Origin of the sequence: Pseudomonas sp. p21, assembly GCF_001642705.1 — a bacterium.
Lineage (GTDB): Bacteria > Pseudomonadota > Gammaproteobacteria > Pseudomonadales > Pseudomonadaceae > Aquipseudomonas.
Map to the genome: position 1 here is coordinate 480,282 of NZ_LWBV01000001.1, position 19,135 is coordinate 499,416.

Below are 19,135 nucleotides of genomic sequence, written 5' to 3' on the forward strand. Positions count from 1 at the left end.
TTCGGCGCTCCGATGAACCCGCTCCCACAGGGACCGTGTTAAGACCGAAATTAATTCCCGGCCTTGATACTGGTCCAGATCCGGGTTCTGATACGGTCGATCTTCGCCGGCATTGCCTCCAGCGCATACAGCTTGCCCATCACTTCCTCGCTCGGGTAAACCATCGTGTTGCCCTTCATCGCTGGCTCCACCAGCCCGTCCGCCTCGAGGTTGCCGTTGGCGTACTGCACATGGTTGCTGATGTTGGCCATCACCTCCGGCTGCAGCAGGTAGTTCATGTAGGCGTACCCGGCCTTTTCATCCGGTGCATCGGCCGGCATGGCGACCATGTCGAACCACATCGGCGCGCCTTCCTTCGGGATCGAGTACCCCACCTTCACTCCGTTTTTCGCCTCTTCAGCGCGATTCTTCGCCTGCAGCACATCCCCCGAGAAACCCACCACCACGCAGATATCGCCATTGGCCAGGTCGCCGGTGTACTTCGATGAGTGGAAGTAGCTGATGTACGGCCGCACCTGCATCAACAGCGCCTTGGCCTTGTCGTAGTCCGCCGGGTTCTGGCTGTGGTGCGGCAGGCCCAGGTAGTGCAGGGCGATCGGCAACAGTTCGGGGCCGTTGTCCAGCACGGCGACGCCGCAGCTTTTCAGTTTGCTCATGTACTCGGGCTTGAAGATCAGGTCCCACGAGTCCAGTGGCGCGTTGTTCCCGAGCACCGCCTTGACCTTGTCGATGTTGTAGCCGATACCGGTGCTGCCCCACAGGTAGGGGAAGCCGTACTGGTTGCCCGGGTCGTTCACCTCCAGCGCCTTGAGCAGCACCGGGTTGAGGTTGTGCCAGTTGGGCAGTTGCGACTTGTCCAGGCGCTTGAGGGCCTTGCCCTGGATCTGCCGGGCCATGAAATGGTTGGACGGAAACACCACATCGTAGCCGGAGTTGCCGGTCATCAGCTTGCCGTCGAGGGTTTCGTTGCTGTCGTAAACATCGTAGGTGGGCACGATACCGCTGGCTTGCTGGAAGTTCTTCAGTGTGTCGGGGGCGACGTAGCTGGACCAGTTGTAGATCTTCACCGTTTCGGCGGCGCCGGCCACGCTGGCGGCCAGCATCAGGGGGGCGAGAAGGAGCGTGCGCATGTCGGGGTTACCTTGCTTTGTCTGTTGTTGTCGAAGGCAGGCGATCAGCGGATCAGAAAATAAGGACGTAGGTCTTGCGCACGGTCTCCTGGATGTCCCAGGTGCCGGTGCTGTTGGCCGGTAGCATCAGTGCGTCTCCGGCTTCTATGAGCAGCGGCTTGCCACCGTCGGGGGTGAAGGTGCAGCGGCCCTTGATGAAATGGCAGAACTCCTGCTGCACGATCTGCCGCCGCCAGCGCCCGGGGGTGCACTCCCAGATGCCGGTTTCGACGCCGTCGCTGCGTTCCACGCAGGTGACCGAGGTCACCGCCACGGGCTCGCCGAGTGGTACCGCAACGGGGTTGGAGCTATCGAGCACGGCGCTGTCGCTGTTCTTGAACTGGGTGATGTTCATGACCGGTGAATCCTGTGTCGGGGAAAGGGAAGTCAGTGCATGAAACCTTCCATGAAGTCCGCAAGACTGCTGGCCAGGCGTCGCCGCCACGACGCGCAGGCGGGATTGGCGAGGGTCCGGTCCTCGTGGACGAAACTCTGGATGATTGCGTTGTAGCCCAGCCAGCGGCAGGGCTCGGGTGGCCAGCTGGCCAGGCTTGAAAGCGGGCGGTTGTCGAGCACCCAGGGTTGCGCGGTCAGTTCGTTGTGCTGGTTGAGGATCAGCGCCGCCAGGGTGCGCCCGCCCAGGTTGCTGGCGCCGACACCTTCGCCGCCGTAGCCGCCGGCCAGGGCGATGCCGCGCTGGCGGTCGCAGAGCATGTGCGGGCGGAAGCGCCGCGCCATGCCCAGGTTGCCGCCCCACGAATGGGTGATGCGCACGTGCTTCAGCTGCGGGAACAGTTCGCTGAACAGATAGCGGCGCAGCTCGATTTCCTGTTCAGTGAGGTTGAAGTTTTCGCGCAGGCGGCCACCGAAGCGGTAGCCGCCACGGGCGCCGAATACCAGGCGGTTGTCGGCGGTGCGCTGGCCATAGGTGACCTGGCGGCTGCTTTCGCTGAACGCCTGGCCCTGGTTCAGGCCGATCTGTTCCCAGGTGGCCTCCGGCAATGGCTCGGTGGCCACCAACAGGCTCTGTACCGGCAGCTGATGTTTGCCCAGTGGCGGCAGGCTGGCGGCGTAGCCCTCCACGGCGGGTACCATCCATTGGCAGCGAATGCGCGCCAACGGGGTACGCACCTCACCGGGCTGCCAGTCGATGGCCGGGGTGTTTTCGTAGATGGGTACGCCCAGCGCTTCTACCGCTCGGGCCAGGCCACGCGCCAGCTTGGCGGGTTGGATAGTTGCGGTGTGCGGGCTGTAGATGGCGCCATAGGCGTTGCTGACCCGCAACTGAGCATCAAACTGTTCGGGGCGCAGCCAGCGGTAGTCGTCTTCGGTCATTCCTTGGCGATAAAGATCGTCGAGGTAGGCGCGCAGGCTGCGCTCCTGTTCCGGGTAGCGCGCGGCGCAGTACAGCACGCCGCCTTTGCGGTAGTCGCAGTCGATGCCTTCATGTTGCAGCACGCCGTTTACTTCATCGGGGATAGCGTGCAGCAAGTCGATGCTGGCGCGGCGCTGTTGCGGCGACAGGGCCGCGAGCAGGCGGTCTTCGCCGAGCAGGTTGCCCATCAGCCAGCCGCCGTTGCGCCCCGAGGCGCCAAAGCCGGCGATGTTGGCGTCGATGACCGCGATGTTCAGCTGTGGCGCCTGGCGCTTGAGGTAGTAGGCGGTCCACAGGCCGGTGTAGCCAGCGCCGATGATGCACACGTCCGCGTCCAGGTCCTCGCGCAGGGCCGGGCGGGCGCCCAATGGCTCGTCGAGCTGGTCCATCCACAGGCTGAGCGTGCGCAGGGGTTGCATCGAGTTCGGCTCCACATCCGTCAAGGTCTGTGGGCGATCCTAGTGGTGTCGGCGGGCGGCTGTCCTACGTGCGTGCACGCAGGGAAATTTGCTTCAGGTACGCCTTGGGCGTAAGCCCGGTGTGTTCGCGGAAACACTTGTAGAACGCCGACAGCGAGTTGAAGCCGGCATTGAACGCCAGCTCGTCGATCGTCGCCTCGACGCTGTCGTCATCGAGGCTGGCCATCAGGTGCTGCAGGCGGGCCTGGTTGACGTAGCGGTAGAAGCTTTGCCCGAGCACCTGGTTGAGCAGGTAGGAGATCTGATTGCGGCTGTAACCGCTGGCGTCGGCCACCTGCTGCAGGTCCAGCTCCGGGTCCAGGTAGGGGCGCTGGCGCTGGAAGTAGTGTTCCAGGTCCTGGGCCATGGTCGACAGTTGTCGGGGTGACAGGCCCAGGCGGCTGGTGGCCGGGCGCGGGCCGTTGCTGGCGTGGCCGCTGCCGTTCTGGCGGACCAGGGTTGCGTATTCGTTGACCTGCCAGATCAGGCCGTCCTTGACGGTGATCGCCTCGCTGGACTGGAACGCTACCAGGCCATCGCCGCCCTGAACCGTGACCTGATACTGGATGAACGCGGTGCAGCCGTCGACGCGGATGCGGTCGATGTGGACGATGTCTTCGCCGGCTTCGTGGGGCAGGCAGGCGCGCACGTAGTCACGCAGTTCCTGGTAGCCGAGCACGCGGTTCTGGAAGAAGTCGTGGTACTGGATATCGGGGTGGTAGAGCGCAATGACGCCGTCGAGATCGCGGTGCTTCCAGCACAGGTGGTAGCGCAGCACGGTGTCGGCGGTAAGCGGGGTCTGCTCGGGGCCGTCAGGGAGGGTGTGGGCGGTCATGAGCCTGATAGTGCATTGCAGAACACCCAGCTGCAAGGGTGTGGATCCGGCATATTGCACGGTTTCGCCAAGCGGCTTGGGGAGTAAGCCGTTGATTCGGTTGAGTGTGATTTTTTGACAGGGATGGCATGGCGAGTGCACCGGTCTGTTCAACATCGAACAAGGAGAAAGGCCATGCGCTCGATACTGCTCTGGATGATTGGGGTGCCGATTCCGGTGATTATCCTGATCTGGTTCTTCATGCATTGAGATCCCCGGGGCCGCTTTGCGGCCCTTTCGCGACACAAGGCCGCTCCCACAGGGGATTGCGATCCTCCTTGTGGGAGCGGCCTTGTGTCGCGATGGGCTGCAAAGCAGCCCCGACTAACTAAAGGCTAGAGGAACTGCTCGGCATAATGACAAGCCACCTGCCGCGTACTCACCTGCCTGAGCGCCGGCACCTCCTTGGCACAACGCTCGGTCGCATACGGGCAACGCTTGTGAAACGCACAGCCATCCGGCGGGTTCAGCGGGTTGGGCAGCTCCCCGGCAATACGGATCTTCGGCTTCAACGGGTCCGGGTGAATCGCCGGCGTCGCCGACAGCAGCGCCTGGGTATACGGGTGCAGCGGCCTTTCGTAGATATCTTCTTTCGGCCCCATCTCCGCCGGCCGCCCCAGGTACATCACCAGCACCTGGTCCGCCACATGCCGCACCACCGCCAGGTTGTGCGAGATGAACACATAGGCAGTGTTGAATTCCTTCTGCAAATCCATGAACAGGTTCAGCACCTGGGCCTGGATCGACACATCCAGCGCCGAGGTCGGCTCGTCCGCCACCAGCACCTTGGGCTGCAGCATCATCGCCCGCGCCAGGGCGATACGCTGGCGCTGGCCACCGGAGAACATGTGCGGGTAGCGCTGGTAATGCTCGGGGCGCAGGCCGACCTGTTCCATCATCTTCTGCACCTTTTCACGCCGCTCGGCCTTGCTCAGCGAGGTGTTGATCAGCAGCGGCTCGGCCAGCTGGTCACCAATCTTCTGCCGTGGGTTGAGCGAGGCGTAGGGGCTCTGGAACACCATCTGCACGTCGCGGCGCAACTGCTTTCGTTCAGCTTTACTGGCGCCTTTCACTTCGGTGCCGGCGATTTGCAGCGAGCCGGACGACGGCTCTTCGATCAGGGTCAAGGCGCGGGCCAGGGTCGACTTGCCGCAGCCGGACTCGCCGACCACGGCCAGGGTCTTGCCGGCCTCCAGTTCGAACGACACGCCATTCAGCGCGCGGACCAGGGCGTGGCCCTTGAACAGCCCGCGGGAGACTTCGTAATGCCGGGTCAGCTCCCGGGCGGATAGAACGACGGCCATCACGCCACCTCCTGGTTCAGCGGGTAGAAGCAACGCACCAGGCCATGGGCCTGGGGATCGAGGGGCGGGCGCTGGCGCCGGCAGTTGTCCTGCACGTACGGGCAGCGCGGTGACAGCAGGCAACCCTCGGGGCGGTCGTAGCGGCCTGGGACGATACCGGGCAGGGTGGCCAGGCGCTCGGCGCCGATGCTGTGCTCGGGGATCGCCGCCAGCAGTGCTTCGCTGTAGGGGTGGGCGGGCACGTCGAACAGCTCCGGCACCTGGCCCACTTCCACGGCCTGGCCGGCGTACATCACGCACACCCGCCTGGCCGTTTCGGCGACCACGGCGAGGTCGTGGGTGATCAGGATGAGCGCCATGTTGCGCTCCTTCTGCAGGTTGACCAGCAGCTCCATGATCTGCGCCTGGATGGTCACGTCCAGTGCAGTGGTGGGTTCGTCGGCGATCAGCAGCTTGGGTTCGCCGGCAATCGCCATGGCAATCGCCACGCGCTGGCTCATGCCGCCGGAAAGTTGGTGCGGGTAGGCGTCCAGGCGGCTTTCGGCAGCCGGGATCTCGACCTTTTTCAGCAGCTCCAGGGCACGCTGGCGCGCGGCCTTGCCCTTCAGGCCCAGGTGCTGGCGCAGCACTTCCTCGATCTGGTAACCCACGGTGTAGCTGGGGTTGAGCGCAGTCATCGGGTCCTGGAAGACCATGGCGATGTCCTTGCCCACCACCTTGCGCCGCTGGCGGCCGCTGAGCTTGAGCATGTCGGTGCCGTCGAAGGTGAGCGCGTCGGCAGTGATGCGCCCTGGGGCATCGATCAGGCCCATCAGGGCCATCATGGTCACGGACTTGCCGGAGCCGGATTCGCCGACGATGGCCAGGATCTCGCCGGCCTCCACCGTCAGGTCCAGGCCATCGACCACCGGTACCGCATTGGCGTCGCCGAAGCGCACGTTCAGGTTGTTGATCTGCAACAGTGACATGGCGTTCTCCTCAGGCGGCGTTCTTGAGTTTCGGGTCCAGCGCATCGCGCAGGCCGTCGCCCATCAGGTTGATTGCCAGCACACTGAGCAGAATGGTCAGGCCGGGCAGGCTCACTACCCACCAGGCGCGCTCGATGTAGTCCCGGGCCGAAGCCAGCATGGTGCCCCACTCCGGGGTCGGCGGCTGCACGCCAAGGCCGAGGAAGCCCAGGGCGGCGGCGTCGAGAATGGCCGAGGAGAAGCTGAGGGTGGCCTGCACGATCAGCGGTGCCATGCAGTTGGGCAGCACGGTGACGAACATCAGCCGTGGCAGCCCGGCACCGGCCAGGCGTGCGGCGGTGACGTAGTCACGGTTCAGCTCGCCCATCACTGCGGCGCGGGTCAGGCGCACGTAGGATGGCAACGACACGATGGCGATGGCGATCACGGTGTTGATCAGGCCTGGGCCGAGGATGGCGACGATGGCCACCGCCAGCAGCAGCGAGGGCAGCGCCAGCATCACGTCCATCAGGCGCATGATCGACGGGCCGAGCAGTTGCGGGAAGAAACCGGCCAGCAGGCCGAGCAGGATGCCCGGGATCAGCGACATCACCACCGACGACAGGCCGATCAGCAGCGACAGCCGCGCGCCCTGGATCAGCCGCGAAAGCAGGTCGCGGCCCAGCTCGTCGGTGCCGAGGATGAACTGCCAGCTGCCGCCTTCGAGCCACACCGGCGGGGTCAGCAGGAAGTCGCGGTACTGCTCGCTGGGGTCGTGCGGGGCGACCCACGGCGCGAACAGCGCGCAGAACACCACCAGGCACATGAAGGCCAGGCCCATCACCGCGCCTTTGTTGCGCGCGAAGGCTTGCCAGAATTCTTTGTACGGCGAGGGGTAGAGCAGGCTCTGGTCCACCGGGCTGGCCGGCGTGACGGATTTCGGAATCGGGCTAGTCATGGCGAGGGCCTCAGCGCTGATGACGGATGCGTGGGTTGGCCAGGCCGTAGAGGATATCCACCACGAAGTTGACCAGGATCACCAGGCAGGCGATCAACAGGATGCCGTTCTGGACCACGGGGTAGTCACGGGCACCGATGGCTTCGATCAGCCACTTGCCGATGCCCGGCCAGGAAAAGATGGTTTCGGTCAGCACTGCACCGGCCAGCAACGTGCCGACCTGCAGGCCGAACACGGTCAGTACCGGGATCAGCGCGTTGCGCAGGCCGTGCACGAACACCACGCGGGCCGGTGACAGGCCTTTGGCGCGGGCGGTGCGGATGTAGTCCTCGCGCAACACTTCGAGCATCGACGAGCGGGTCATGCGGGCAATCACCGCCAGCGGGATGGTGCCGAGCACGATGGCCGGCAGGATCAGGTGCATCACCGCGTCCTTGAACGCGCCTTCCTCGTCGCTGAGCAGGGTGTCGATGAGCATGAAGCCGGTCTTCGGCTCGATGTCGTAGAGCAGGTCGATGCGCCCGGATACCGGGGTCCAGCCCAGGCTTACCGAGAAGAACATGATCAGGATCAGGCCCCACCAGAAGATCGGCATCGAGTAACCTGCCAGAGAAATGCCCATCACCCCGTGGTCGAACAGCGAACCGCGCTTGAGCGCCGCGATCACCCCGGCCAGCAGGCCGACGATGCCGGCGAACAGCAGGGCGGCGAAGGCCAGTTCGAGGGTGGCCGGGAACAGGGTGAGGAACTCGCTCCACACGCTCTCGCGGGTGCGCAGCGATTCACCGAGGTCACCCTGGGCCAGCTTGCCGACGTAGTCCAGGTACTGGACCGGCAGCGGCTTGTTCAGGCCCAGGCGCTCCATGGCCTGGGCATGCATTTCGGGGTCGACCCTGCGCTCGCCCATCATCACTTCCACCGGGTCGCCGGGGATCAGGCGTATGAGCGCGAAGGTCAGCAAGGTGATACCGAAAAAGGTCGGTATCAGCAGGCCAAGGCGCCGGGCAATAAAGCTCAACATTGTCGGGGTTACCTCATCAGGCCGTGGGGCGATCAGCCCGCTACGGTGGTGCCGCCGGTTCCCGTGTGGGTTGCCGGCGGTCGTTGTTGTTCTACTTCACCTTGGTGGTGGCGAAGTTGTTGTTGGTCAGAGGGTTGATCACGTAGCCCTCCACGTTGTCACGCATGGCGGTGAACATCTTTGGATGGGCCATGCTGATCCAGGGTTGGTCGTCATCGTACACTTTCAATGCCTCGTTATAGAGCCTTGCACGCTCGTCGTTGTCGATCACTTCGCGGGCGCGGCTGATCAACTCCTGGAACTTAGGGTTGCACCAGCGCGCATAGTTCTCGCCGCTTTTGGCAGCATCGCAACTGAGCAGCGGGCTGAGGAAGTTGTCCGGGTCGCCGTTGTCGCCGGCCCAGCCGGTGGACACCAGGTCGGCCTCGCCTTTCTTGGCCCGGCGCAGCATTTCGGCCCACTCCATCACGCGGATGTCCAGCTTCAGGCCGATCTGTTTGAGGTCGGCCTGCAGCATCTCGGCAGACAAACGCGGGTTGGGGTTGGTCGGGCCGCCGCCGTTGCGCGTGAACAGGGTGATTACCGTACCTTCGGGCACGCCCGCCTGCTTGAGCAGATCGCGCGCCTTGGCCAGGTCGCGGGGCGGGTTTCTGTTCTCGTTGTTGTAGCCGATCATGGTCGGCGGGTACGGATTCACGCCGACCAGTGCATTGCCTTTGCCGAACAATTGGTCGACATGGGTCTGGCGGTCGAAGGCCATGTTGATGGCTTTGCGCACGCGAACGTCGCTCAGGTATTTGTGTTCGGTGTTCATCGAGATGTAACCGGTGACCAAGGCCTCGATCTCCTCGACCTTGAGTTTCGGGTCCTGCTTGATCGACGGTACATCATCGGGCTTGGGATAGAGTGCCACCTGGCATTCGTTGGCGCGCAGTTTCTGCAGGCGCACGTTGCTGTCGGTAGCGATAGCGAAGACCAGCGCATCGGCAGGCGGCTTGCCGCGGAAATAGTCCGGGTTGGGCTTGAAGCGAACCTGGGCATCCTTGTTGTAACGCTGGAAGATGAACGGGCCGGTGCCGATTGGCTTGCTGTTCAACTCGGCAGCCTTGCCGGCCTTGAGCAGCTGGTCGCCGTACTCGGCGGAGTAGATCGAGGTGAAGCCCATGGCCATGTCGCGCAGGAATGGCGCTTCCGGTCGGTTAAGGGTAATCACCACGGTGTGCTCGTCGGCTTTGCTGACCGACTTGAGCAGGTCCTTGAAGCCCATGCTCTCGAAGTACGGGTACCCGACGCTGGTCTTGTCATGCCATGGATGGTTCGGATCGAGCTGGCGATTGAGGCTCCACAGGACGTCATCGGCGTTGAAGTCGCGGGTGGGCTTGAAGTAGTCGGTAGTGTGGAACTTCACGCCCTGGCGCAGGTGGAAGGTGTAGGTCAGGCCGTCTGCTGAAATGTCCCAGCGCTCGGCCAAGGCCGGCTGGACTTCGGTGGTACCGGGCTTGAAGTCGACCAGGCGGTTGAATACCGTCTCGGCCGAGGCATCGGCGGTAACCGCAGTGGTGTACTGGACGATGTCGAACCCTTCAGGGCTGGCTTCGGTGCACACCACCAGCGGTTTGGCCGCCAGTTGCGTGGCGCTGCCCAGGACCAGCGCTGCCAGGGCTAGGCGCAGCGGCAGCGATTTCATGAAAGCTTTCTGCATGGGTTGAAACTCCCTGCTTGCATTGATTCCAGCGTAGCCGCCACGGCCCGCAACGAAGCGGGCCGTGGCGCCGGCCGTCAGAGAATGTTGAATGGAATGGTGGTCACCACCCGGAACTCATCCAGGCTGCCATCGCCCTGGGCCTTGCTGGCGCGGTGCGCGGTGTAGGTGGCGCGGATGCTGGTGTCTTTCAGGGGCCCGCTCTGCACCGCGTAGCTGGTGCCGATGCCCCACTCGTAGTGGGTTTCGCCATCCAGGCCATTCACGTCGTAGGCGGTGCCGCGGTAATGGGTACCGTCGATGCCCCAGCCGCGGGCGTTGTACAGGTTGAACTTCAGGCCCGGCACGCCGTACGGCGCCATGTTCAGCACGTAGGAGATCTGCAGCGATTTCTCGTTGGGGCCGTTGAAGTCCGACAGCAGCGAGTTGGCCAGGTAGATGCCGTTGGTTTCGTGCAGGTAGTCGAAGTACTCGTTACCGTTGACCTGCTGCCAGGAGGCGCTGAGGGTGTGGGCCTGGTGGGTCAGGCCGAGCGACAGGCTGTAGGTGTCGTTGTCGATCTCGCCCATTTTCTTGCTGCCGGCGTCGACGGTCTTGTAGTAGTTCAGGCCGGTGCTCAGGCTGAGTACAGCACTGTCGCCGAGCACGTGGTTGGCGCCGAAGTAGTACTGGTTCCAGAAGTCGTCGACCTTGGTGGCGTACAGGCTGGTGCTCAGGCTCTTGAACGGCTGATAGTTGATACCGGCGGTGCTGGCGCGGTCGGTTTCCACGCCGGTGGCACTGTATTCGCTGCGGAACTTGCTGAGGCTCTGTTCGGTACGCGGTGAGACGCGGTCGAAGGTGCCCAGGTCGAAGCTCAGGTTGTCGAATTCGGCACTGTGCAGGAACGCGCCCTGGAAGCTCGACGGCAGGGCGCGGTTACCAATGTAGGCGATCATCGGTGTGTCCACCGACTGGCGGCCGACGGTGAGGGTGGTGTTGGATACGCGCGCCTTGACGTTGGCCAGGCCCATCTTGCTCCACTGGCCGATCGGGTCGCCGTCGCTGTGGGTCAGGGTGCGGTTGTTGGGGCCGGCGACGGCTTCGCGGCTCTGCTGCAGGGCGATGGCGTTGTAGCCGGCGGCTTCGACGGCGAAACCGACGGTGCCCTGGGTGAAGCCGGAGCTGTAGTTGAGGATGGTGCCCTGCACCCAGTTCTCGCGGCTGTGGGTGTCGTGGCGGGTGCCGTCGCTCTTGTAGTACTTCCACAGCGGGGCGCGTGCGGCGCGTTCGCGGGCGTACCAGTTGCGGGTGCTGCCGGACAGGCTCTGGCCATCGATGAAGCCGCTGGCCTGCTCCTGCTCGCTGCTGCCTTTGAGGGTAATGGGGATGTAGTCCTGGCTTTGCGGGTCGGCCTGGGCCACGGTGGATAAGGCACTGATGGATAAGGCCAGTGCGGTCAAGGTGAATACTCTCAAGGTTAAAGCTCCCTTTCTTTTCTAGTTATTGCCGGCCTTGTGGGCCGGGTGATTGCTGCGGTGTTGCCAGGGTTGCCCGGGGTCGCCGGGCCAAATCGGGGAGTTGTGTTGGCTGTGCCGGCCTCTTCGCGGGCGCGCCCGCTCCCACAGGCGTCGTGAACCTGAGGAGATCCTGTGGGAGCGGGCAAGCCCGCGAAGAGGCCGGTACCGGCTAACGCTTAATCAACACTCACACCGGAAAAATCATTGCGCCCGAACGGGCTGACTTTGAACTCGGAAACCTTGACGCTGAGCGGTTGGTTGACCGTGGAGTGCGCCACCGGGGTAATCGGCACCTGTTGCTTGAGCCGCTGCTGGGCCTGCTGGTACAGGGCAGTGCGCTGCGCGCGGTCGGTGACTTGCTTGGCCTGCTTGACCAGGCTGTCGTACTGCGGGTCGCACCACAGCGAGTAGTTGTTGCTGCCGATGGCATCGCAGTTGTAGAGGGTGCCCAGCCAGTTGTCCGGGTCGCCGTTGTCCCCGGTCCAGCCGATCAGGGCGATATCGTGCTCGCCGCTTTTCATGCGTTTGAGGTACTCGCCCCATTCGTAGCTGACAATGCGCACCTTGAAGCCGAGCTTGCTCCAGTCGGCCTGGAGCATTTCCGCCATCAGCTTGGCGTTGGGGTTGTACGGGCGCTGCACCGGCATGGCCCACAGGGTGATCTCGGTGCCCGGCTTGACCCCGGCCTGTTGCAGTAGCTGCTTGGCCTTTTCCGGGTCGAAGGGCGCGTCCTTGAGGCTGTCGTCATAGGACCACTGGGTCGGCGGCATGGCGTTGACTGCCAACTGGCCGGAGTCCTGGTACACGGCCTGGATGATCGCCTGCTTGTTCACCGCCATGTCCATCGCCTGGCGCACTTCCAGGCGGTCGAACGGTGGATGCTGGGTGTTGTAGGCGATATAGCCGAGGTTGAAACCCGGCTGCTGCAGCACCTGCAGTTTGCTGTCGGCCTTGAGCGCCGGCAGGTCGGCGGGGCGCGGGTGCAGGGTGACCTGGCATTCGTTGCGGCGCAGCTTCTGGATGCGCACCGAAGGGTCGATGTTGATCGAGAACACCAAGTTGTCGATCTTCACCTCCTGTGGTGCCCAATAGGCCGTGTTGCCCTTGTAGCGGATCTGCGAATCCTTTTGATAACGCTGGAACACGAACGGCCCGGTGCCGATCGGTTGCTGGTTGATGTCGCTGGGGCGCCCGCTGGCCATCAGCTGTTCAGCGTATTCGGCGGAGAGGATGGAAGCGAAGCTCATGGCCAGGTTCTGGATGAACGCGGCATCGACGCTGTTCAGGGTGAAGACCACGGTCAGTGGATCGGCTTTCTCGACACGGGCGATGTTCTTGTCCAGGCCCATGCTGATGAAATAGGGGAACTCGGTCGGGTAGGCCTGGCGGAACGGGTGGTTCTTGTCGAGCATGCGGTTGAAGGTGAACAGCACATCGTCGGCGTTGAAGTCGCGGCTCGGCGTAAAGGCCTTGTTGCTGTGGAACTTCACCCCTTCGCGCAGGTGGAAGGTGTAGCGCAGGCCATCGTCGGACACCTGCCAGCGGGTCGCCAGGGCAGGGTGCACGGCGGTGCCGCCGCGCTCGAACTCGACCAGGCGGTTGTAGATCGGTTCGGCGGCGTCGTTGTCGGTGGCGCTGGTGTACTGGGCGGTGTCGAAGCCGGCGGGGCTGCCTTCGGAGCAGAACACCAGATTGTTGGCCAGCAGGGCCGGCGATTGGCTGATCAGGCCCAGGGCCAGCAGGGCGGAAAGGCGGGTGGTATGGCGCATGGCAAGTCCTGTTACGGCTGTTTGCGCCGCCTCGGGGTACGAACGGCGGCAACAGTTCGCCGACCCCGCTGCGGGTAGCGGCGGGACGACATGAAGAGGTGGCGAGGTTGGCGGGCACCCGCCGTTTAGCGGGTGCCGTAGCTAGGCTATTTGTCCACGCTGACGCCGTAGAAGGAGTTCAGGCCGAACGGGCTGATCTTGTAGTCCTTCACCTTGACGCTCATGGGCTGGTACACGGTGGAGTGGGCGATCGGGGTGATCGGCACCTGCTCCTTGAGGAGGTGCTGCGCCTTTTGATACAGCTCGGTGCGCTTGGCCTGGTCGGAGGTGGCCTTGGCCTGCTTGATCAGGTCGTCGTAGGGTTTGTAGCACCACTTGGAGAAGTTGTTGCCGCTCATGGCATCGCAGCCGTACAGGGTGCCCAGCCAGTTGTCCGGGTCACCGTTGTCACCGCTCCAGCCGATCAGCATGGCGCCCTGTTCGCCGCCCTTGGAGCGCTTGATGTACTCGCCCCATTCATAGCTGACGATCTTCGCCTTGATGCCGACCTTGGCCCAGTCGGATTGCAGCATCTCGGCCATCAGCTTGGCATTGGGGTTGTACGGGCGTTGCACGGGCATTGCCCACAGGGTGATTTCGGTGCCTTCCTTGATGCCGGCTTCCTTGAGCAACTGCTTGGCTTTCTCAGGGTCGAAGGGTGCGTCCTTGATGCTGTCGTCATAGGACCACTGGGTCGGCGGCATGGCGTTGACCGCCAGCTGGCCGGCGCCCTGGTAGACCGACTCGATGATCTTTTTCTTGTCCACGGCCATGTCCAGCGCCTGGCGGACTTTCAGCTGGGCCAGCGGGTTGGCCTCGTTGCTGCCCTTGATCTTGTCCATCACGTTGTAGGCGATGTAGCCGAGGTTGAAGCCGGCCTGGTCAGGCATCTGCAGCTTGGGGTCCTGCTTTAGCGGCTGGATGTCGGCCGGACGCGGGAACAGGGTGACCTGGCACTCGTTCTTCTTCAGCTTCTGCATGCGCACCGAGGCGTCGGTGGTGATGGCGAAGATCAGGTTGTCGATCTTCACGTCATCGGGTTGCCAATAGTCCTTGTTGCCCTTGAAGCGGATCTGCGCGTCCTTCTGGTACTTGCTGAACACGAACGGGCCGGTGCCGATTGGTTTCTGGTTGATGTCGGCGGCCTTGCCGTCCTTGAGCAACTGGTCGGCGTATTCGGCGGACTGGATCGAGGCAAAGCTCATGGCCAGGTTCTGGATGAACGCGGCGTCGACTTCGTTGAGGGTGAACTTCACCGTGTGCTCGTCGAGCTTCTCCAGCTTGGCGATGTTCTTGTCCATGCCCATGTCGGTGAAGTACGGGAACTCGGTGGGGTAGGCCTTGCGGAACGGGTGGTCCTTGTCGAGCATGCGGTTGAAGGTGAACAGCACGTCGTCGGCGTTGAAGGTGCGGGTGGGCTTGAAGTAGTCGGTGGTGTGGAACTTGACCCCTTCGCGCAGGTGGAAGGTGTAGATCTTGCCGTCATCCGACACTTCCCATTTGGTTGCCAGACCCGGGATGACGGCAGTGCCCCCACGTTCGAACTGGGTCAGGCGGTTGAACACGGTCTCGGCCGAGGCGTCAAAGTCAGTCCCTGTGGTGTATTGCCCCGGGTCGAAGCCGGCCGGGCTGCCTTCGGAGCAGAACACCAGGTTCGATGCGGCGAGGGCCGACGGTGCGCCAGAGAGCAAGCCTGCACCTAGCAGGAACGGAATGACTGCGTGTTTGAGCATGGTGGCCTCATTTTTGTCATTTTTCGATTGAGGTGGCCTCGTGAGCCGACCTGCGGATACTTATGCAGGGGGCGTTCCCAATGCAATATGGGGACGGATGATTGGCGTCAGAAAAGTGGTACGAGCGTACATGGATGTCGCATTGGTATAACTTTCAGCGAAGTTAAACGTTTGCGCGGGCAAAATGATGGCTTTTTACGGGATGTTTCTGGGCGGGGGAAGGTGTAGGAAGCACCTTTTTGGTGCGTAGGAAAGGTCTGAAACCCTGAATTTGACGCGATCCCTGTGGGAGCGGGCTTGCCCGCGAACACGGGCGAAGCCCGTGCCATCCACCGCGGTGTCTTTTTCGCGGGCTCGCCCGCTCCCACAGGTATTTCGTGGATCTGTTAAGGCATCTGCACTTCAATCAGGCCATCGGCATTCATGCTCACTTCACTGGTCCCGGCCTCGATATCCGGCGCCGGTGCCGACTCATCAGCCCCCATGGCCTTCATCGCCATCGGCGCACTGCGCAGGTACGGGCGTGGGTAACCGCTGCTGTTGAGGTTCAGGCTGACCACTTTGTAACCCTTGCCACCCAGCGCCTCGGTAGCCAGCTGCGCGCGCGCCTTGAAGGCATCCACCGCATCCTTGAGCAGTGCATCCTCGCTGGCCTTGCGCGTGGCCGGGGCGATGGAGAAGTCCATGCCACCCATTTTCAGCTCTTGCAGCAGGTCGGCGGTCAGCTGCGACAGGGCCGGGAAGTTGGCGCTTTCCAGGCGCAGCTCGGCACGCTCGCGCCAGCCGGTAATCTTCTGGCCCTTGCTGTCATACACCGGGTAGCTGTTGCGGCTGCCCTGGCTGATCTTCACGTCCTTGACCTGGCGCGACTGCTGTACGGCCTTGTTCATGGTTTCGGTGATCTGCTTGGCGAGCTTGCCCGGGTCGGTGTTCTGCGCTTCGCTGTACAGGGTCACGACCATCAGGTCGCGTGCCACTTCCTTGCTGACTTCGGCGCGCAGCGAGACCTGGTTGTAACGCGGCTCATCGGCAGCCAGCGCCGGCAGGCTGGCGAGCAGGCCGCAGGACAGGATCAGGGCGGTGCCGCGACGTGGGATTTGCATGTGATACTCCTTGGCAATATAAGGCGTGGGTTCTGGTCATCCATTCCACGCATGGCCCATCAGACCGGCAACAGTGTAGTGGGTTCAAAAGTGCCATCATCAACCTGTTACTAAGTGTGGCGCTTTGCCGCATCGCTGCAGCGAGGCGCCCGGCTTCGGTATACTCCAGCCGATTTTTCTGGAGCACTCATCAGGAGAGCTCATGCTCGCCGCCGTACAACCGCTGTCCGCTACCCGCCAGAACCTCTGGCGCCTGACCGTCATTCGGGTCCTGGTCCTGGCTGCCCAGGCCGGCTCCGTGGGCGTCGCCTACTGGACCGAACTGCTGCCCTTGCCCTGGCTGTCGCTGGCCGGCACCTTGGCCTTGTCTTCACTGCTGTGTGCCTTCACCGCCCTGCGCCTGCGCCTGTCGTTGCCGGTCACCGAGCTGGAGTATGCCCTGCAACTGGCCTGCGACCTGCTGATCCACAGTGCCTTGCTGTATTACTCCGGCGGCTCGACCAACCCGTTCGTGTCGTATTACCTGGTGCCGCTGGCCATCGCCGCCGTGACCCTGCCGTGGGCGTATTCGCTGATTCTCTCGGGCATTGCCCTGACCGCCTACAGCCTGCTGCTGGTGCAGTTCTACCCGCTCGAAGGCTTGCCTATGGCGCGGGACAAGATGCAGGTATACGGCATGTGGCTGAGCATTGCCCTTGCCGCGGCAGTGATCACCTTCTTTGCCGCGCGTATGGCCGAAGAGCTGCGCCGCCAGGAGCAGTTGCGTTCCGAGCGGCGTGAAGAAAGCCTGCGCGACGAGCAGCTGCTGGCCGTGGCCACCCAGGCCGCCGGTGCGGCCCATGAGCTGGGCACGCCGTTGGCGACCATGAGCGTGCTGCTGAACGAAATGCGTCAGGACCACGCCGACCCGCTGCTGCAGGAAGACCTGCAAATCCTTCAGGACCAGGTGAAGCTGTGCAAGGAAACCCTGCAGCAGCTGGTACGCGCCGCCGAAGCCAACCGCCGCCTGGCCGTGGTGGAGCAGGACGTGACAGCCTGGCTGGACGAGGCGCTCAACCGCTGGCACCTGATGCGCCCGGAAGCCAGCTACCGCTTCCAGCGCCTGCGCGACGGCCAGGTGCCGCGCCTGACGCCGCCGCCGGACCTGACCCAGGCGCTGCTGAACCTGTTGAACAATGCCGCCGATGCCTGCCCCGATGACCTTGAAGTGCGCCTGGACTGGGACACCCATGACATCGTCATCAGCATCCGCGACCATGGCCCCGGCGTGCCGCCGGCCATCGCCGAAGCCATCGGCAAACCCTTCATTACCACCAAAGGCAAAGGCTTTGGCCTGGGCCTGTTCTTGAGCAAGGCCAGCGTGACCCGTGCGGGCGGTTCGGTGAAACTCTATAGTCATGAACAGGGTGGCACCCTGACCGAACTGCGCCTGCCCTATGGCAAGCGAGGAGATGAATGATGAGCGAAGAAAACCAGGTCGAAGGCGAAGAGCTGCCGCACCTGTTGCTGGTGGATGACGATGCCACCTTCACCCGGGTCATGGCCCGTGCCATGAGCCGCCGCGGTTTCCGCGTGAGCACTGCCAGCTCTGCCGAGGAAGGGTTGATTCTGGCCCAGCAGGACCTGCCGGACTACGCCACGCTGGACCTCAAGATGGACGGCGACTCCGGGCTGGTGCTGCTGCCCAAGCTGCTGGAGCTGGACCCGGAAATGCGCGTGGTGATCCTGACCGGTTACTCGAGCATTGCCACTGCGGTGGAGGCGGTCAAGCGCGGTGCCTGCAACTACCTGTGCAAGCCGGCCGATGCCGATGATGTGCTGGCGGCGCTGTTGTCGGAGCACACCGACCTGGACACCCTGGTGCCGGAAAACCCGATGTCGGTCGACCGCCTGCAGTGGGAGCACATCCAGCGCGTGCTGAACGAGCACGAGGGCAATATCTCAGCCACCGCGCGGGCGCTGGGCATGCACCGACGGACCTTGCAGCGCAAACTGCAGAAGCGCCCGGTCCGGCGCTGATTCCTGCAGGGCTTGTACCGGCCTCTTCGCGGGCTTGCCCGCTCCCACAGGTACTGCACAGGTCTTGAGGCTTGTGGAGTACCTGTGGGAGCGGGCAAGCCCGCGAAGAGGCCGGTACTGACAGAAATTTCTCTGTAACACCCCACGATCCCCGCAAGTCCCGGCCGTTGGCGTATCATTAGCCGCCTAACGGCAACCCCTCCAGGATCGCTTGCGCATGCTCGCCCTTCTTATCCAGACACTGAACATCACGGCACCGGTCTTCGCCATGCTGTTCATGGGCATGCTGCTCAAACGTATCCGCCTGATCGACGACAATTTCAACCGCGTCGCCTCGCAACTGGTGTTCAACGTGTGCATGCCGGCACTGCTGTTCCTCGGCATCTACCACGCAGACCTGGCCACCGCGGTCAAACCCGGCGTCCTCCTCTATTTCATCGTCGCCACCCTGGTCGGCTTCGCCATTGCCTGGGGCCTGGCCATCTGGCGCAGCCCGCGGGCAGACCGGGGCATCTATACCCAGGGCGCATTTCGCGGCAACAATGGCGTGATCGGCCTGGCGCTGGCCGCCAGCCTGTACGGCGACTACGGTATTTCCCTGGGGGCGGTGCTCGCCGGCCTGGTCATCCTTCTGTACAACTCGCTGTCGGCAGTGGTGCTGGCGGTGTACAGCCCGGACCTTAAGTCCGACCCGTGGAGCATCTGCAAGAGCATTTTCAGCAACCCGCTCATCATCAGTGTGCTGGTGGCCACGCCCATGGCCTACGGCCAGGTGCCGCTGCCCAACTGGCTGCTGACCTCGGGCTACTACCTCGCGCAGATGACCCTGCCGCTGGCGCTGATCTGCATCGGCGGCACGCTGTCGCTGGCGGCGCTGCGCGACAGCGGCAGGCTGGCCATCGACGCCAGCCTGGTGAAAGTGGTCTGGCTCCCGCTGTTCGGCACCCTCGGCGCCTGGCTATGCGGCTTCCGTGGGGCCGAGCTGGGCATCCTGTTCCTGTATATCGGCAGCCCGACCGCAGCGGCCAGCTACGTCATGGCGCGGGCGGCCAATGGCAACCATGAGCTGGCGGCTTCGATCATCGTGATTACCACGCTAATGGCGGCGATCACCACCAACATTGGTATTTTCATCTTGCAGTGGGGCGGATGGATCTAGATCCTT

At 63.5% G+C, this 19,135-nt stretch carries 16 protein-coding genes; 3 read left to right on the forward strand and 13 right to left on the reverse strand.

Annotated elements, in window-relative coordinates; translation table 11 throughout:
• Positions 1–50: 50 nt before the first annotated feature.
• From A4C63_RS02295 to A4C63_RS02355, 13 genes are all read right to left on the reverse strand, one after another.
• On the reverse strand, positions 51–1,130 hold the full coding sequence (locus tag A4C63_RS02295; RefSeq protein WP_063911334.1) for a polyamine ABC transporter substrate-binding protein: 1,080 nt from the start codon (positions 1,128–1,130) through the stop codon (positions 51–53).
• Between the two features lie 52 nt (positions 1,131–1,182).
• The gene (locus tag A4C63_RS02300) at positions 1,183–1,524 is read right to left on the reverse strand and encodes a cupin domain-containing protein (protein ID WP_063911335.1); all 342 of its coding nucleotides are present in this window, start codon (positions 1,522–1,524) and stop codon (positions 1,183–1,185) included.
• Between the two features lie 32 nt (positions 1,525–1,556).
• Positions 1,557–2,963: an FAD-binding oxidoreductase gene (locus A4C63_RS02305; RefSeq protein WP_063911336.1), complete on the reverse strand. Its 1,407-nt coding sequence runs from the start codon at positions 2,961–2,963 to the stop codon at positions 1,557–1,559.
• 64 nt (positions 2,964–3,027) lie between these two features.
• Positions 3,028–3,837: a nuclear transport factor 2 family protein gene (locus A4C63_RS02310; RefSeq protein ID WP_063911337.1), complete on the reverse strand. Its 810-nt coding sequence runs from the start codon at positions 3,835–3,837 to the stop codon at positions 3,028–3,030.
• 374 nt (positions 3,838–4,211) lie between these two features.
• On the reverse strand, positions 4,212–5,180 hold the full coding sequence (locus A4C63_RS02315) for a peptide ABC transporter ATP-binding protein (RefSeq protein ID WP_063911338.1): 969 nt from the start codon (positions 5,178–5,180) through the stop codon (positions 4,212–4,214).
• Positions 5,180–6,148, reverse strand: a complete 969-nt coding sequence (locus A4C63_RS02320; RefSeq protein WP_063911339.1) for an ABC transporter ATP-binding protein — start codon at positions 6,146–6,148, stop codon at positions 5,180–5,182. Before A4C63_RS02320 ends, A4C63_RS02315 begins: the two co-directional genes overlap by 1 nt.
• 10 nt (positions 6,149–6,158) lie before the next feature.
• Positions 6,159–7,085 (reverse strand): ABC transporter permease subunit, encoded by a 927-nt coding sequence (locus A4C63_RS02325; protein WP_063911340.1) that lies wholly within the window; start codon positions 7,083–7,085, stop codon positions 6,159–6,161.
• A gap of 10 nt (positions 7,086–7,095) precedes the next feature.
• Entirely contained in the window at positions 7,096–8,106 is a 1,011-nt protein-coding gene (locus A4C63_RS02330; protein WP_012316108.1) for an ABC transporter permease subunit, read from the reverse strand.
• 91 nt (positions 8,107–8,197) lie between these two features.
• Complete coding sequence (locus A4C63_RS02335; protein WP_172827466.1) at positions 8,198–9,808, reverse strand: ABC transporter substrate-binding protein; 1,611 nt, start codon at positions 9,806–9,808, stop codon at positions 8,198–8,200.
• Positions 9,809–9,885: 77 nt separating this feature from the next.
• Complete coding sequence (locus A4C63_RS02340; RefSeq protein ID WP_063911341.1) at positions 9,886–11,265, reverse strand: OprD family porin; 1,380 nt, start codon at positions 11,263–11,265, stop codon at positions 9,886–9,888.
• A gap of 218 nt (positions 11,266–11,483) precedes the next feature.
• On the reverse strand, positions 11,484–13,076 hold the full coding sequence (locus tag A4C63_RS02345) for an ABC transporter substrate-binding protein (RefSeq protein WP_063911342.1): 1,593 nt from the start codon (positions 13,074–13,076) through the stop codon (positions 11,484–11,486).
• Positions 13,077–13,222: 146 nt separating this feature from the next.
• On the reverse strand, positions 13,223–14,848 hold the full coding sequence (locus A4C63_RS02350; protein ID WP_063911343.1) for an ABC transporter substrate-binding protein: 1,626 nt from the start codon (positions 14,846–14,848) through the stop codon (positions 13,223–13,225).
• 386 nt (positions 14,849–15,234) lie between these two features.
• Positions 15,235–15,951 carry an SIMPL domain-containing protein gene (locus A4C63_RS02355; RefSeq protein ID WP_015269044.1) on the reverse strand — a complete coding sequence of 239 codons (717 nt, stop codon included), beginning with the start codon at positions 15,949–15,951 and terminating at the stop codon, positions 15,235–15,237.
• Between the two features lie 202 nt (positions 15,952–16,153).
• Here A4C63_RS02355 and A4C63_RS02360 point away from each other — a divergent pair, with 202 nt between their 5' ends.
• The 3 genes from A4C63_RS02360 (at position 16,154) to A4C63_RS02370 (ending at position 19,129) form a co-directional block, all read left to right on the forward strand.
• Positions 16,154–17,410 (forward strand): ATP-binding protein, encoded by a 1,257-nt coding sequence (locus A4C63_RS02360; RefSeq protein ID WP_063911344.1) that lies wholly within the window; start codon positions 16,154–16,156, stop codon positions 17,408–17,410.
• A complete protein-coding gene (locus tag A4C63_RS02365) occupies positions 17,410–17,970 on the forward strand; it encodes a response regulator transcription factor (protein ID WP_025337806.1) in 561 nt (186 codons plus the stop codon). The genes A4C63_RS02360 and A4C63_RS02365 overlap by 1 nt, the downstream gene beginning before the upstream one ends.
• Before the next feature lie 217 nt (positions 17,971–18,187).
• A complete protein-coding gene (locus A4C63_RS02370) occupies positions 18,188–19,129 on the forward strand; it encodes an AEC family transporter (protein ID WP_063911345.1) in 942 nt (313 codons plus the stop codon).
• Positions 19,130–19,135 lie beyond the last annotated feature (6 nt).